10 protein-coding genes are annotated in these 13,530 nt (G+C 63.3%); 4 read left to right on the forward strand and 6 right to left on the reverse strand.

Translation table 11 applies throughout. The features are described from left to right. Positions 1–108 precede the first annotated feature (108 nt). The 3 genes from NKI29_RS10100 to NKI29_RS10110 all read right to left on the reverse strand — a co-directional run bounded on the left by NKI29_RS10100 (position 109) and on the right by NKI29_RS10110 (position 3,806). Positions 109–1,257: an efflux RND transporter periplasmic adaptor subunit gene (locus NKI29_RS10100; RefSeq protein WP_023675997.1), complete on the reverse strand. Its 1,149-nt coding sequence runs from the start codon at positions 1,255–1,257 to the stop codon at positions 109–111. Positions 1,258–1,319: 62 nt separating this feature from the next. Next, on the reverse strand, positions 1,320–1,928 hold the full coding sequence (locus NKI29_RS10105) for a TetR/AcrR family transcriptional regulator (protein ID WP_023675998.1): 609 nt from the start codon (positions 1,926–1,928) through the stop codon (positions 1,320–1,322). A 237-nt stretch (positions 1,929–2,165) separates the two neighbouring features. Beyond that, positions 2,166–3,806 (reverse strand): acyl-CoA synthetase, encoded by a 1,641-nt coding sequence (locus tag NKI29_RS10110; RefSeq protein ID WP_023675999.1) that lies wholly within the window; start codon positions 3,804–3,806, stop codon positions 2,166–2,168. 188 nt (positions 3,807–3,994) lie between these two features. Between NKI29_RS10110 and NKI29_RS10115 the strand changes: the two genes are divergently transcribed. Beyond that, on the forward strand, positions 3,995–4,960 hold the full coding sequence (locus NKI29_RS10115; RefSeq protein ID WP_352796110.1) for a sugar-binding transcriptional regulator: 966 nt from the start codon (positions 3,995–3,997) through the stop codon (positions 4,958–4,960). A gap of 83 nt (positions 4,961–5,043) precedes the next feature. Further along, complete coding sequence (locus NKI29_RS10120; protein ID WP_352796112.1) at positions 5,044–7,098, forward strand: bifunctional aldolase/short-chain dehydrogenase; 2,055 nt, start codon at positions 5,044–5,046, stop codon at positions 7,096–7,098. A gap of 68 nt (positions 7,099–7,166) precedes the next feature. Here NKI29_RS10120 and NKI29_RS10125 read toward each other — a convergent pair whose 3' ends face one another. From NKI29_RS10125 to NKI29_RS10135, 3 genes are all read right to left on the reverse strand, one after another. Beyond that, positions 7,167–8,222, reverse strand: coding sequence for a substrate-binding domain-containing protein (locus tag NKI29_RS10125; RefSeq protein ID WP_023676002.1), 1,056 nt, complete (start codon positions 8,220–8,222; stop codon positions 7,167–7,169). Between the two features lie 47 nt (positions 8,223–8,269). Then, entirely contained in the window at positions 8,270–9,265 is a 996-nt protein-coding gene (locus NKI29_RS10130) for an ABC transporter permease (protein ID WP_023676003.1), read from the reverse strand. Positions 9,266–9,348: 83 nt separating this feature from the next. Then, on the reverse strand, positions 9,349–10,860 hold the full coding sequence (locus tag NKI29_RS10135; RefSeq protein ID WP_023676004.1) for a sugar ABC transporter ATP-binding protein: 1,512 nt from the start codon (positions 10,858–10,860) through the stop codon (positions 9,349–9,351). Positions 10,861–10,995: 135 nt separating this feature from the next. On the opposite strand from NKI29_RS10135, the gene mtnK reads away from it, so the two are divergent. Together mtnK and mtnA are read left to right on the forward strand one after the other, a co-directional pair. Beyond that, entirely contained in the window at positions 10,996–12,267 is a 1,272-nt protein-coding gene (gene mtnK / locus NKI29_RS10140; RefSeq protein ID WP_023676005.1) for an S-methyl-5-thioribose kinase, read from the forward strand. Beyond that, positions 12,264–13,358, forward strand: coding sequence for an S-methyl-5-thioribose-1-phosphate isomerase (gene mtnA, locus NKI29_RS10145; protein WP_352569351.1), 1,095 nt, complete (start codon positions 12,264–12,266; stop codon positions 13,356–13,358). Before mtnK ends, mtnA begins: the two co-directional genes overlap by 4 nt. The last annotated feature ends 172 nt before the right edge of the window (positions 13,359–13,530 follow it).

The raw sequence follows: 13,530 nt of genomic DNA on the forward strand, positions 1-13,530 counted from the left end.
GAGATCTACATCGCGGTGGGACGCGAGGATCGACGTGGGGGTTACATCGACCTGAGATCTCGAAAATCGGGGGCGCCTGCCGCCCGGAAACCGTGAATTGCCTGGCCGTCAGCGCAAGCGCCTTGCAGCGTCATCGGCCGACGCCGACTGTTGCGCCGCATCACCGGTCAGCTTGACTTTCAGATTCTCGGTCATGAACTGCGTGCCGGCGGCGACGACGACGTCACCCGGCTTCAGCCCATCGGCGACACTGACGCCGTCGGGGGTGAAGGCGGCGACCTTGACCGGATGCGCATGGACGGTCCCGCCGTTGCGGTCGACTGTCCAGACGATCGATTGGCTGTCCTTTTGCGCCAACGCGGCCAGCGGGATCGACACCAGTTGCTGCCGGTTGTCCGCCGCGGCTTCGATGGAGGCGGTCATGCCTAGCAGCACGCGAGAATCGTTGGGCAGGCTGACGCGAACGGCAAAGGTGCGCGACTGCGGATCGGCGCTGCCGGCGACTTCGCGGACCTTGCCGTCGAGCGTCAGCGCCTCATCGGACCAGAAGCCAGCCTTGACGGTCTTGCCCGGCTTGAATTCGGCGATATCGGTTTCCGGAACAGCGATCAGGACTTCCTTCTCGCCGTCGATGGCAACGGTCACCACCGGCGTGCCGGAGCCGACCACCTGGCCGACATCGGCGGCAACGGCAGTGACGATGCCGTTCTTGTCCGCCTTGAGATCGGTATAGCGGACCTGGTTCTGTGCCTGGGCAAGCTGCGAGCGGGCGGAGTCTCGCGTGGCGACAGCCTGATTATAGGCGAGCGTCGCCTGCTCGAGCTGCGACTTCGGCGCGAAATTCTTGGCGTAGAGCTGTTCGGCCCGCTTGCGCGTAAGCTCGACTGTCTCGACCTGACGGTCGGCAGCATCGAGGCTGGCCTGAGCGCTTCTCACCGAAAGCTCGTAGTCGGTGGGATCGATGCGGGCGAGAACGTCGCCCGGCTTGACGCGGTCACCGATGTCGACAAGGCGCTCGGTGATCTTGCCGTTGATGCGAAAACCGAGATTCATCTCGGTGCGGGCACGCACCGATCCGGAATAGGAAAGCTGACGGGTATCGCTCGCCTTAGCGATCTCGACCACCTTGACCGGGCGGATGATCTCGGTGACCTCGGCTTTCTCCTGCGAGCAGCCGGCGAGGCCGAGAGCGACAACCATAATCAATGCTAGGCCGGCGGCCGGTCGCCTGTAGGTGATGGACTTGGACAAAGACACTTTTCGTACTCCCGAACTGTGGGGATGAATTGCCGGTATCGCCGCCCGACGGGCGGCAACGGTCATTTCTTCAAGGCTCTGATGGCAAACTCGGTAAGCTCGTCCGGCGTCGCCCGGTTCTTCTTGGCGAGGCACTGGGCCATCATCTGCGGATGACAGAGGCTGATAATGGCAGCGCCGAAGCACCGGGAAGCGATCACCGGATCCTGATCGACGAACTCGCCGGTAGCGATTCCCTCGCGGATCACTTCCGCGACCAGTTCATGGATGCTGTCGATGTGCTTTTCGATGACGTGCCAGTCGCGCTCGATGGCGACGATGACCATCTCGTGCACCTTCTCCTGGTCGATCATGGTCTCGAGCGTCCACTGGTAGTGCGTATGCACGTAGCGGCGGAGCTTTTCGCTGGCGGTGCCGGGGCCATGGCAGGCTTCGTAGGTCAACCGGTAGCAGGTCTCGAGCATACGGCCGCAAACCGCCTGGTGGATTTCCACCTTGGAGGCGAAGAAGCGGTAGATGTTGGCGGTCGACATGCCGAGTTCGCGCGCTATGTCGGCGACGTTGGTCTTGCCGTAGCCGTAGTGGCGAAACAATCGCTCCGCGCAATCCAGGATGCGCGTGACATTTTCCTGGCGGGCGGAATCGGCGGTGGTGTCTAGGGTTTCAAGCATCTCGTTGGCCAATTTACGACTGACGAATTTAGAATTTCGTCACTCGTAAATTGAAAACCATCACCTGTCAAGGCACGATTTTGGCTGCTGATGACAGATGGTGACATCCCTGGACGGAGTTGGCCCATGAAACGCATGTGGTTTCCGCCGGGCGAGCCTGCAACGCCGCCCCGTGTTTTTTTGCGAAGGATCTTGAAAAGATGCTTTCCGAAATCGGTTCCGTTTTCGGATCAGGCCCTAAGGCTGCTTTGCCATCTCCCGCAGCCGGAACTTCTGGATCTTGCCCGTCGAAGTCTTCGGGATTTCCGCGAAGATCACCGCTTTCGGCACCTTGAAGCGGGCGAGCAGCGCGCGGCAGTGCTCGATTACCTCCGCCTCGGTCGCCGCCTTGCCCGGCTTCAGCTCGACATAGGCGACCGGCACCTCGCCCCATTTGTCGTCGGATCGGGCGACAACGCCGCAAGAAGCGACGGCGGGATGCTTGTACAGCGCCTCCTCGACCTCGATCGAGGAGATGTTTTCGCCGCCGGAGATGATGATGTCCTTGGAACGGTCCTTGAGCTGGATGTAGCCGTCCGGATGGATGACGCCGAGGTCGCCCGAATGGAACCAGCCGCCGGCAAAGGCCTCGTCGCTCGCCTTGCGGTTCTTGAGATAGCCTTTCATGACGATGTTGCCGCGGAACATCACCTCGCCGATGGTCTCGCCGTCGGCCGGCGTCTCTTGCATCGTCTGCGGGTCCATCACCGTCAGGCCTTCGAGCGCGGCATAGCGTACGCCTTGCCTGGCCTTCTTCGCCGCCCTCGCCCCTTTCTCCAGCCGGTCCCACTCGCCATGCCATTCGTTGACGACGGCCGGGCCATAGGTTTCGGTCAGGCCGTAGAGATGGGTGACGGCAAAGCCCGCATCGGCCATGCCCGACAGCACCGCCTCGGGCGGCGGCGCCGCGGCGGTGTTGAAGGTGACGGTCTGCGGGAACTGCCGCTTGTCCTCGTCCCTGGCGTTGATCAGCACCGACATGACGATGGGTGCACCGCACAGATGGGTGACGCCGTGATCGGCGATGGCGTCGTAGATCGGCTTCGGCCGCACCCAGCGCAGGCAGACATGCGTGCCGCCCTGCACGGCAAGCGTCCAGGGAAAGCACCAGCCGTTGCAGTGGAACATCGGCAATGTCCACAGATAGACGGGGTGCTTGCCCATGCCGGCATGGATGGTGTTGGCATAGGCCATCAATGCCGCGCCCCGATGGTGGCAGACGACGCCCTTCGGATTGCCTGTCGTGCCGGAGGTGTAGTTGAGCGAAATGGCATCCCATTCGTCGTCCGGCATCGACCAGGCGAAATCCTCGTCGCCGCCGGCGACAAACGCCTCATAGTCCAGCGTGCCGATCCGCTCGCCCTTGGGATAGGGCGCATCGGCGGCATAGTCGGGATCGTCGTAATCGATCAGCAGCGGCCTGACCTTGGCCAGCGTCAGCGCTTGCCGAACCACGCCGGCGAATTCGCGGTCGACGATCAGCACCTTGCTTTCGGCGTGATCGAGCTGGAAGGCAATGACGGCGGCGTCGAGGCGGGTGTTGAGCGAATGCAGCACCGCCCTGGTCATCGGCACGCCGAAATGCGCTTCCAGCATCGGCGGTGTGTTGGACAGCATGACGGTGACGGTGTCGCCCTTGCCGATACCGCGCTTCGCCAGCGCCGAGGCAAGCCTCAGCGAGCGCTTCCAGAAATCGCGATAGGTCGTGCGCTGGCGGCCATGGATGATGGCGGTCTGATCGGGAAAGGTTTTTGCCGCCCGCTCAAAATAGGTCAGCGGCGTCAGCGGCTGGTGGTTGGCCGGGTTCCTGTCTAGGTCCTGTTCGTAGGGATTGCCCATCCCGTCCTCCGCAATGTGTTCGTCGAGAACTTTAGCTACCGGCTTCCGACCCGTCACCACCAACGATGCCATCATAGACCGCGTTTGGCACAAGAAAGGTCTAGATTCGGCGAGCGAAAGGGCATCTATGCCTTCCTCCCAATTTGACTTTTGTCGAGAGCCGTGAATAATGTCAGCAAGGAGATGGCATGGCGATCCGACCGGCAGAACAGCTTATCCACAAGGCCGCCTGGCTTTACTATGCACACGGCCTGCGCCAGGACCAGGTGGCCAGCCAGCTCAAGATTTCCCGTGCCTCGGTGGCGATGTATCTGCGCAAGGCGCGCGAGACCGGCATCGTCAACATCTCGACCTCGACCCAGCTTTTCACCGACGACGTGCTGGCACGCAAGCTGGAAGACGCGCTGAAGCTCGACGCGGTCTGGATCGCGCCGGAAACCGGCTATGTCGCCGACCCCTCGACCGACATCGCGGTGCTGGCGGCAAGCGTCTTTCTCGAGCTGATCAGGAAGGGCGACCGCATCGGCGTCGCCTGGGGACGGACCATCTACACGATCGCCGACATCATGTCCTATGCCGATCTGCAGGACGTCACCGTGGTGCAGCTCTGCGGCAATCTGGGCGCCCCCTATTCGTACCGGCCGGACCAATGCACGATGGAAATCGCGCGCCGGCTCAACGCCAAGGGGCTGAATTTCTACGCGCCGCTGGTGCTGACGACGGAAGAACTGGCACGCGGCCTGCGCGCCGAGCCGGTGATCCGCGAGCAATTGTCGGGCATCGGCGAATGCGGCCTGGCGCTGTATTCGGTAGGCTCGGTGGACACCGACAGCCATCTGGTCAAATGCGGCGCGCTGACGCCAAGCGAAATGGCTGTATTGCGCAAGGCGGGTGCGGCCGGCGTCATTGCCGGGCAGATCATCGACGCCCGAGGCCAGGCGCTCGACTGCAGCTACAACCGCCGGCTGATTTCGGCAGAGCTGTCATCGCTGCGCAGGATCGGAAAGCGCCTTGTAGTGGTGCAGGAGGACAGCAAGTTCGAACCGCTCGCCGCGGCGATCGCCGGCGGGCTCTGCACCCATCTCGTCGTCGGCGCGCGCATGGCGCGGCGGCTGCTCGACCACGCTGGAGCAACAGCAGAAGAGGTCGCCTGATACCCAGTTCCAGCCGCCGGCGCGTTGGCATCAATGTGTCGCGGCATTCCTGTTCCAACAAAGAGAAATCGGACGAAGCTGACATGAAGAACCTGTGGAATGACGGCGAGGCGGAGAAGCTGGTCGCCGACTATGCAAAGAAGGGTGTGGCCCGCGATCTGGCGCTGCGCGTCTATACGACCAGGCTGCTGGGCGGCGAGCCGCGGCTCGTCCTGCATGGCGGCGGCAACACCTCGTGCAAGACCAAGGCCACCGACCTTGTCGGCGACGAATGGGACGTGCTCTGCGTCAAGGGCAGCGGCTGGGACATGGGCGTCATCGAGCCGCAGGGCCTGCCGGCGGTCAAGCTCGGCGCGCTGTTGAAGGCGCGGTCGCTCAAGAAGCTCTCCGACGAGGACATGGTCGAGCTGCAGCGGGCGAACCTCATCGATCCGTCCTCGCCCAATCCGTCGGTCGAGACGCTGCTGCACGCCTTCCTGCCGCACAAATTCGTCGACCACACGCATTCGACAGCGATCCTGGCCATCGTCGACCAGGAGGACAGCGAAGCGCTGAGCCGGAAGGTGTTCGGCGAAAAGATGGGCTTCGTGCCTTACATCATGCCGGGCTTCGATCTGGCCAAGGCGGCCGCCGATGTATTCGACGCCGATCCGACGGTCGAAGGCCTGATCCTAGACAAGCACGGCATCTTCACCTTCGGCGACGATGCCAGGCAGGCCTATGACCGGATGATCCATTATGTGAACGTCGCCGAGGATTTCATCGCCGGGAACGGCAAGCCGCGCACCGAAAAAGTGGCACTGCCGGCCAGGCTGGCGAAGCCCGCGGACATTGCGCCGATGCTGCGCGGCGCGGTGGCGGTGGCACGCGGCGAAGGCCGCTTCGATCGGATGATCAGCGATTTCCGCACCTCGGATGCGATCGTCGATTTCATCAATTCGGCAAAAATTGCCGACTATGCCGGACGCGGCGTGTCGACACCCGACCTGTCGATCCGCATCAAAACCGGACCGATGGCACTGCCGGCGCCCGACGCGGACAAGGTCGGCGACTACAAATCCGTCATCCGCCAGCATGTCGAGAAATTCGCCAAGGACTATCGCGCCTATTTCGAAACCAATGATGCGCTCGACGACGTGAAGCGCACCATGCTCGACCCGATGCCGCGGCTGACGCTGGTGCCCGGCCTCGGCATGTTCGGCCACGGCCGCACGCTGAAGGATGCGAAGATTGCCTCGGACGTCGGCGAAATGTGGATCGAGGCGGTACGCGGCGCCGAAGCCGTCGGCGATTTCCGCCCGCTCTCCAAAAGCGATCTGTTCCCGCTCGAATACTGGTCGCTGGAACAGGCCAAGCTCGCCGCCAACAAGCCGAAGCCGCTGACCGGCCAGGTGGTGCTGGTCACCGGCGGCGCCGGCGCGATCGGTGCTGCCACGGCAAAGCTGTTCGCCGACAACGGTGCCCATGCCGTCGTCGTCGATCTCGATGGGTCAAGGGCTGCCGAGGCGGCAAAAAAGGCTGGCAACGGTTCGATCGGCATTGGCGCCGACATCACCGATCCGGTGCAGATGCGCGCCGCCTTCGACAAAGCGGTCGACGTCTACGGCGGCCTCGACATTCTCGTCTCCAATGCCGGTGCTGCCTGGGAGGGCCGGATCGGCGAGCTCGACGACGCCACCTTGCGCAAAAGCTTCGAACTCAATTTCTTCGCCCATCAGTCGGCGGCGCAGAATGCCGTGCGCATCATGCTGGAACAGGGCACCGGCGGCGTGCTGTTGTTCAACACCTCCAAGCAGGCGGTCAATCCGGGGCCGAAGTTCGGCGCCTATGGCATTCCCAAGGCGGCAACGCTGTTCCTGTCCAGGCAATATGCGCTCGACTACGGCGCGCATGGCATCCGCTCCAATGCCGTCAACGCCGACCGCATCCGTTCGGGGCTGTTGACCGATGCCATGATCACCAGCCGCTCGGGCGCGCGCGGCGTCTCGGCGAAGGAGTACATGTCCGGCAACCTGCTCGGGCAGGAAGTGACGGCCGAAGACGTCGCCCAAGCCTTCCTGCATCAGGCGCTGGCCGAGCGGACCACCGCCGATGTGACGACAGTCGATGGCGGCAACATCGCGGCGGCGTTGAGGTAGATCTAAACACCGGACCAACAAAAAGAGCGGCCCGCGAGCCGCTCTTTTCCTTTGCCTATAGCGAAAGACTACTTCGCGTTCGGGTTCGGCATCCAGGCCGGCATCGCGACGTCGGCATGGGCGAATTGCGGCAGCTTGGCCGAGAGGTCTTCCATGTTCTTGATGTCCTTGTCGACGAGGTCCTTCTGGGTGATCAGCGTCGGCGGTACAATGACGTTGTGGCCGGGATCTTCACCGGCCAACAGCTGCGCCAGCGCACGCACCGAGACCTGGCCGACGACGGCCGGGTTGGTGGCGGCGGTTGCCGCCCAGGCGCTGTCCGGCTCGCGCATCGCGGCGATGTCCGAGGTCGAGATGTCGGCCGAATAGATCTTGATGTCCTTGTTCAGTCCGGCTTCGTCGACCGCGATCTTCACGCCCTTGGCGAATTCGTCATAGGGCGCGAACATCACCTTGATGTCGGGGTGGGCCGATAGCACCGAACGGGCCTGGTTGGCGACCGAATTGGCGATCGGATTGTCGAGCGTGCCGAACATGGCGGCTTCGTTGATGCCCGAATATTTCTTCTTGAATTCGACCCAGGTCTCGTTGCGGCGGTCGAGCGGCGCGATGCCGGCGACATAGACATAGCCGGCCTTCCAGCTCTCGCCATTGTCCTTGACCGCCTGTTCGAGCGCCAGGCGCGCGAGGTCGCGGTCGGATTGCTCGATCTGCGGGATCTTGGGGTTTTCGACATTGACGTCGAAGGCGACGACCTTGATGCCGGCCTCGACCGCGCGCTGGGCGGCGTCCTTCATCGATTCCGTCAGGCCGTGCTGGATGATGATGCCCTGGACGCCGAGCGCGATGGCCTGGTCGACCATGTCCGCCTGAAGCGCCGCGTCCTGGCGGCTGTCGAGCACGCGCAGGTCGACACCGAGTGCCTTGGCCTGCGCCTCGACGCCGGACAGATACGCCTGGAAGAAGTCGCCAGTCGAGAGATAGCGGACCAGCGCTATCTTGACGGCGCCCGGCTTGTCGAACGGCGCCGGCCTGTCCTGCGCCATCGCCGGCAACTGCATAAGCAATGTTGCGCCGGCAAGCCCGAGCGCTGCCTTCCCTAAAAGCCTTCTTGTGATGTTCACGTCGTTTCCTCCACTTGTTGAACCCAAAATGTGACCCGGTCGAACCCCTATCTCCTGCCCCTGCCGGAAAGGGCGAAGGTAAAGACAAGGGCGACCACGAGAACCACGCCCTTGACGAAATCCTGCGTGTAGTAAGGCGCGTTCATCATCGTCAGGCCCTGCAACAGCACGCCGACAAACACCGCGCCGACAGCCGTGCCGAAGGCGTTCGGCTTGGCGGCGCCGAGAACCGCGTAACCGATGAGTGCCGCAGCCACCGCGTCGAGCAACAGATTATTACCCGAGGCGATGTCGCCGCGTCCAAGCCGGGCAGCGAGCAAAATGCCGCCGATCGAGGCAAAAACTCCCGAAATCACATAGGCCCAGATTTTGTATGCCTTGACAGGCGCGCCGGCGAGTTCTGCGGCGCGTTCGTTGCTGCCGACCGCATACATCATGCGCCCGAAACGCGTGTATTCGAGAAAGAACCAGATCAGCACCGCCAGCACGAGCAGGACGACGACCGACACCGGAATGAGGTTCGGGATGAAGAAATCGAAGCGATGGCGGCCAAGCGCCAGGAACGCGGCGCCGAAACTGCCGTTGGCGACCGAGCCGTCGGGCATGGTCATGCCAGTGGCGATCGAACGGCCCTCGGTCGGTATGCGCTGCAGGCCGACAAGCAGGAACATCATGCCGAGCGTCGCCAAAAGGTCCGGAACCCGCATATAGACGATCAGCCAGCCATTGATCAGGCCGACGACGGCGCCGATCACAAGACAGACGACGACCGCCACGACGGCGTTCTGCCCCAGCACCACCATGACATAGGCAGCCGCCATCATGGCGCTGGTGGCGACAGAGCCGATCGACAGGTCGAAGCCGCCGACGACCAGCGTGGCGGTGACGCCGAGCGCCAGAACACCGGTGATGGCGACCGACTGGAAGATGAAGACGGCGCTTTGCGGCGAGACGAAACCATCGGCGGCAACAGCGAAATAGGCGATCAGCCCGAACAACAGAACGATGAAGCCGTAGCGAATAGCATTGTCGCGCAGGATCATTCAGCGCTCCCGCACGCTGGCACCGTCTTTATCCGACCCGAATTCATGCCCTCTCCATTCCAATTCTCATCGTCTTCCCGCTCTCAGGCTGCGCTGTGCAAAGGCCCGCCCGCCACTTCGGCCAGCAGACGCTCGAGATCGACATCGGTATTGCGGTGCTCGCCGACGATCGTCTGCTCCGACATCACCAGGATGCGATCGGCCGTCTCCAGGGCTTCGTCGAGTTCGGTGACGAACAGCAGCGTCGCGCGGCCGTGGGCGCTGGTCCGCAGCTTGGCGGCGATATCGCGTCTGGCCGAGATGTCCACACCTTGAAACGGCTCGTCGAGGATGAAAAGCCTTGCCGCCTGCGACATCCAGCGGGCGACCATCACCTTCTGCTGATTGCCACCGGAAAGCGACGCCATCTCGTCCCTCTCGGAGCGACAGACGATGCCCAACTCCTGGATCTGCTGGCGAGCAATGGCGCGTTCGATACGGCGCTTGAGGACGCCGAGACGCGACATGCGCCTGTGGAACGGCAGGCTGATATTCTCCTGGACGTTGAAGTCGCCGACGATGCCGTTTTCGCCCCGGTCCTTGGCGACGAGAAACACACCGGCGGCAATCGCTTCGCCGGTCGATGCCGGCGCATAGGGTTTCCCGTTCAGCATCATGGTCCCGCCCAGCGGCTGGCGCAGGCCGAACAGCGTCTCGGCGAGCGCGGTCTTGCCGACGCCGACGAGGCCGGTGATGGCAACGACCTCGCCGTCGCCGAGGGTCAGCGAAATCGGCCGGGCGCCTTCTGCAACCCGCAACCCGTCCGTGGCAAAAATTGCTTTGGCCGAATTCCTGGCGACGATCCGCTCGAGCTGGATCTTGCGGCCGAGCATGGCGTTGACCGCACCTTCGTAATCCAGCGGCTTCTTGTCGAAGATGCCTGAGATGACCCCATCGCGCATCGAAATGATGCGATCGGCAAGCCGCCTGATGTCAGACATACGGTGCGAAATGTAGAGGATGGCCACGCCTTGCTGGCGAAGCCGGTCGAGCAATGCGAACAGCCGGTCGGCCTCGGCGCTGGACAGCGAGGAAGTCGGCTCGTCGAGGATCAGCACTTTCGGCCGGTGCGCCATGGCGCGGGCGATCGCCACCATCTGGCGGTCGGCCAGAGAGAGATCGCTGATCCGGGCCTTGAGGTCGATGGCCAGTCCCATGCGGTCGGCCACCGCCTTTGCCTCGCGACGCACCCGGCCTGGATTGAACAGGGTCGGCACGCCGCTGCCGCTCAACCTGTCGAGGGTAAGATTGGTGGCGACGTCGAGGTCGGCGACGACACCGTCATTAATGTTCTGGTGGACGGTGACGACGCCGGCGCGGATCGCCTCCGCCGGCGTTTTCGGGTCGAACTCATGACCGGCAAGCGACATCGAGCCGCCGCCATGGTCGTAGACGCCACTGATGATCTTGACGAGGGTGGATTTGCCGGCGCCGTTGGCGCCCATCAGCACGGTCACTTCGCCGGCATGCAATTCGAGCGAGACGCCGCCAAGCACCTCGATATGGCCAAAGGATTTCCTCAGGCCGTCGACGCGGAACACGGCATCATTGCCCATTCGTTCCTCCCTGACCATGACGCTATGGGCTATATCGGCAATTGTCAACACGATTGACAATTGCCAGCAGGCTTCCTAGCTTGGCCCGACCGCGTTGGCTCCGCTATCATCGGAGCACATGAGCGGGAGGTGAGGATGACTGGGAAATCGCCGTTCGAAGCACTGTCGGTCGAGACACTGGCGGGCCGTCTCGGTGCCAACGAGCCCCTGTGTTCGCAGATCGGCAAGGATACGAGCCAGTGGAAGGTTCGTGAAGTCGGCGATGGCAATCTGAACCTGGTGTTCATCGTCGAGGGTGCTGAGGGTGCGGCCGTCGTCAAGCAGGCCCTGCCCTACGTCCGGCTGGTCGGCGACAGCTGGCCGCTGCCGCTAAAACGCTCCTTCTTCGAATACCATGCGCTGACGCGGCAACAGGCGCGGGCGCCGGGTTCGGTGCCCGATATCTATCACTTCGACGAAGGCCAGGCGCTGATCATCATGGAGTATCTGTCGCCGCACATTATCCTGCGGCGGGCGCTGATCGAAGGCCGGCAATTGCCCAACATCGCGACAGACATCGGCTTGTTCATGGCCCGCACGTTGTTTCGCGGCTCCGACCTGCATATGGCGACCAAGGACCGCAAGGCCGATCTGGCACTGTTCGCCGACAATGTCGAACTCTGCGACATCACCGAGAACCTGGTTTTCTCGGATCCGTATTTCGATGCCAAGATGAACCAGCACACCAGCCCGCAGCTCGATGGCATTGTCGCCGAGCTGCGCGCCGACCGCGACCTCAAGGTCGAGGCGCAGCGCATGAAGCACATCTTCGCTGCCAATGCCGAGACGCTGCTGCATGGCGACCTGCATTCCGGCTCGATCATGGTCACCGACATCGAAACGAGGATGATCGACCCCGAATTCGCCTTCTACGGGCCGATCGCCTTCGACGTCGGCATGCTGCTCGCCAATTTCTGGATGGCGTTCTTCTCGCAGCGCGGCCATGAACAGGACGGAAGCCGCGACGCCATGCGTGACTATCTGCTCGGCGTTACGGTCGAGACATGGTCGGTGTTTCGCGCCGAGTTCTCGCATCTGTGGCGAACCGAGCGTACCGGCATGCTCTACCAGAAGAGCCTGTTCGAAGATCAGGGCGACAGGCTTGGCGCCGAGCAGGCGCTAGACCACATGCTGCATTCGATCTGGACCGATCTGCTCGGCTTTGCCGGCGTCGAGGTTCACCGGCGAATTCTCGGCCTTGCCCACAATGCCGATTTCGAGACCATTGCCGATCCGGATCTGCGCGCCAGATGTGAGGCAAAGGCGCTGAAATTCGGCCGTCACCTCGCCGTCAACCGGCGCCAGATCCACAGCATCGACGAGGTCAACCGGTTGGCCGCGCTGATCGAACGGGAGAGCAGGATTTGAACGTCGGCGACCGCCACTACCGCACCATCTGGCCGAGTGACGACGGGCGTTCGGTGGAGATCATCGACCAGCGCTGGCTGCCGCATGATTTCCGCATCGAAAAGATCGATTCCGTCGCCGGCATCGCCACGGCAATCCGCGACATGTGGGTGCGCGGGGCGCCGCTGATCGGCGTCACCGCGGCCTATGGCGTCGCCATGCAGATGGCCGACGATCCGTCGGATGCAGCACTCGACGCCGTCTGGGCAACCTTGCACGAAACGCGCCCGACGGCGATCAATTTGCGCTGGGCGCTGAACGAAATGCAACGCTTCCTGCTGACGCTTCCCCTGGCAGAACGTGCCGCGGCTGCCTATCGGCGTGCCGGCGAGATCGCCGACGAGGATGTCGGCCTCAACCGCGCCATCGGCGCCCATGGGCTCGAAATCATCAAGGCGATCGCGGCGCGCAAGCAGCCGGGCGAACCGGTCAATATCCTGACCCACTGCAACGCCGGGTGGCTGGCCACGGTCGACTACGGCACCGCCACCGCGCCGATCTATCTGGCGACGGAAGCCGGCATTCCAGTCCATGTCTATGTCGACGAAACACGACCCCGCAACCAGGGTGCCCAATTGACCGCCTGGGAGATGGCCGGCCACGGCGTGCCGCATACGCTGATCGTCGACAATGCCGGCGGCCATCTGATGCAGCGCGGCCAGATCGATATGGTCGTCGTCGGCACCGACAGGACCACCGCCGACGGCGATGTCTGCAATAAGATCGGTACCTATCTCAAGGCGCTTGCCGCCGACGACAACGACGTGCCGTTCTATGTCGCGCTGCCGTCGCCGACGATCGACTGGACTGTGGGCGACGGGCTGGCCGACATCCCGATCGAACAGCGCTCGCCCGACGAGGTCTCACTGGTCTGGGGCAAGACCGCTTCCGGCGAGATCGCCCAGGTCCGCGTATCGCCGGAAGCCACGCCGGCGGCCAATCCGGCCTTCGACGTGACGCCGGCGCGGCTGGTCACCGGCTTGATCACCGAACGCGGTGTCGCTACGGCCTCGCGCGAAGGCCTGAGGGCGATGTTTCCCGAGCGCGGATGATCCGCTTTGCCGAGAGGGCGCTCCGGATTTGCCTGATCTCACGATTTCTTGAACGCGGCACGGTTAAAAACGCCCGTTGCCTGTCCCACATGGACGGCCGTATGCGTAGCGGCGGGGCGGCGCCCAACGCTCGAAGCCGGGGTTGCCCACGGCTCGGCGAGTGAACCAGCGG

This window comes from Mesorhizobium sp. M0678 (assembly GCF_040320505.1).
GTDB lineage: Bacteria > Pseudomonadota > Alphaproteobacteria > Rhizobiales > Rhizobiaceae > Mesorhizobium.

What these genes read in the sequence shown, in the direction of transcription:
- NKI29_RS10105 (WP_023675998.1), bottom strand. Translation starts at nt 1,928, where the DNA reads ATGCTTGAAACCCTAGACACCACCGCCGATTCCGCCCGCCAGGAAAAT.
- NKI29_RS10110 (WP_023675999.1), bottom strand. Translation starts at nt 3,806, where the DNA reads ATGGGCAATCCCTACGAACAGGACCTAGACAGGAACCCGGCCAACCAC.
- NKI29_RS10115 (WP_352796110.1), top strand. Translation starts at nt 3,995, where the DNA reads ATGGCGATCCGACCGGCAGAACAGCTTATCCACAAGGCCGCCTGGCTT.
- NKI29_RS10120 (WP_352796112.1), top strand. Translation starts at nt 5,044, where the DNA reads ATGAAGAACCTGTGGAATGACGGCGAGGCGGAGAAGCTGGTCGCCGAC.
- NKI29_RS10130 (WP_023676003.1), bottom strand. Translation starts at nt 9,265, where the DNA reads ATGATCCTGCGCGACAATGCTATTCGCTACGGCTTCATCGTTCTGTTG.
- NKI29_RS10135 (WP_023676004.1), bottom strand. Translation starts at nt 10,860, where the DNA reads ATGGGCAATGATGCCGTGTTCCGCGTCGACGGCCTGAGGAAATCCTTT.
- mtnK (WP_023676005.1), top strand. Translation starts at nt 10,996, where the DNA reads ATGACTGGGAAATCGCCGTTCGAAGCACTGTCGGTCGAGACACTGGCG.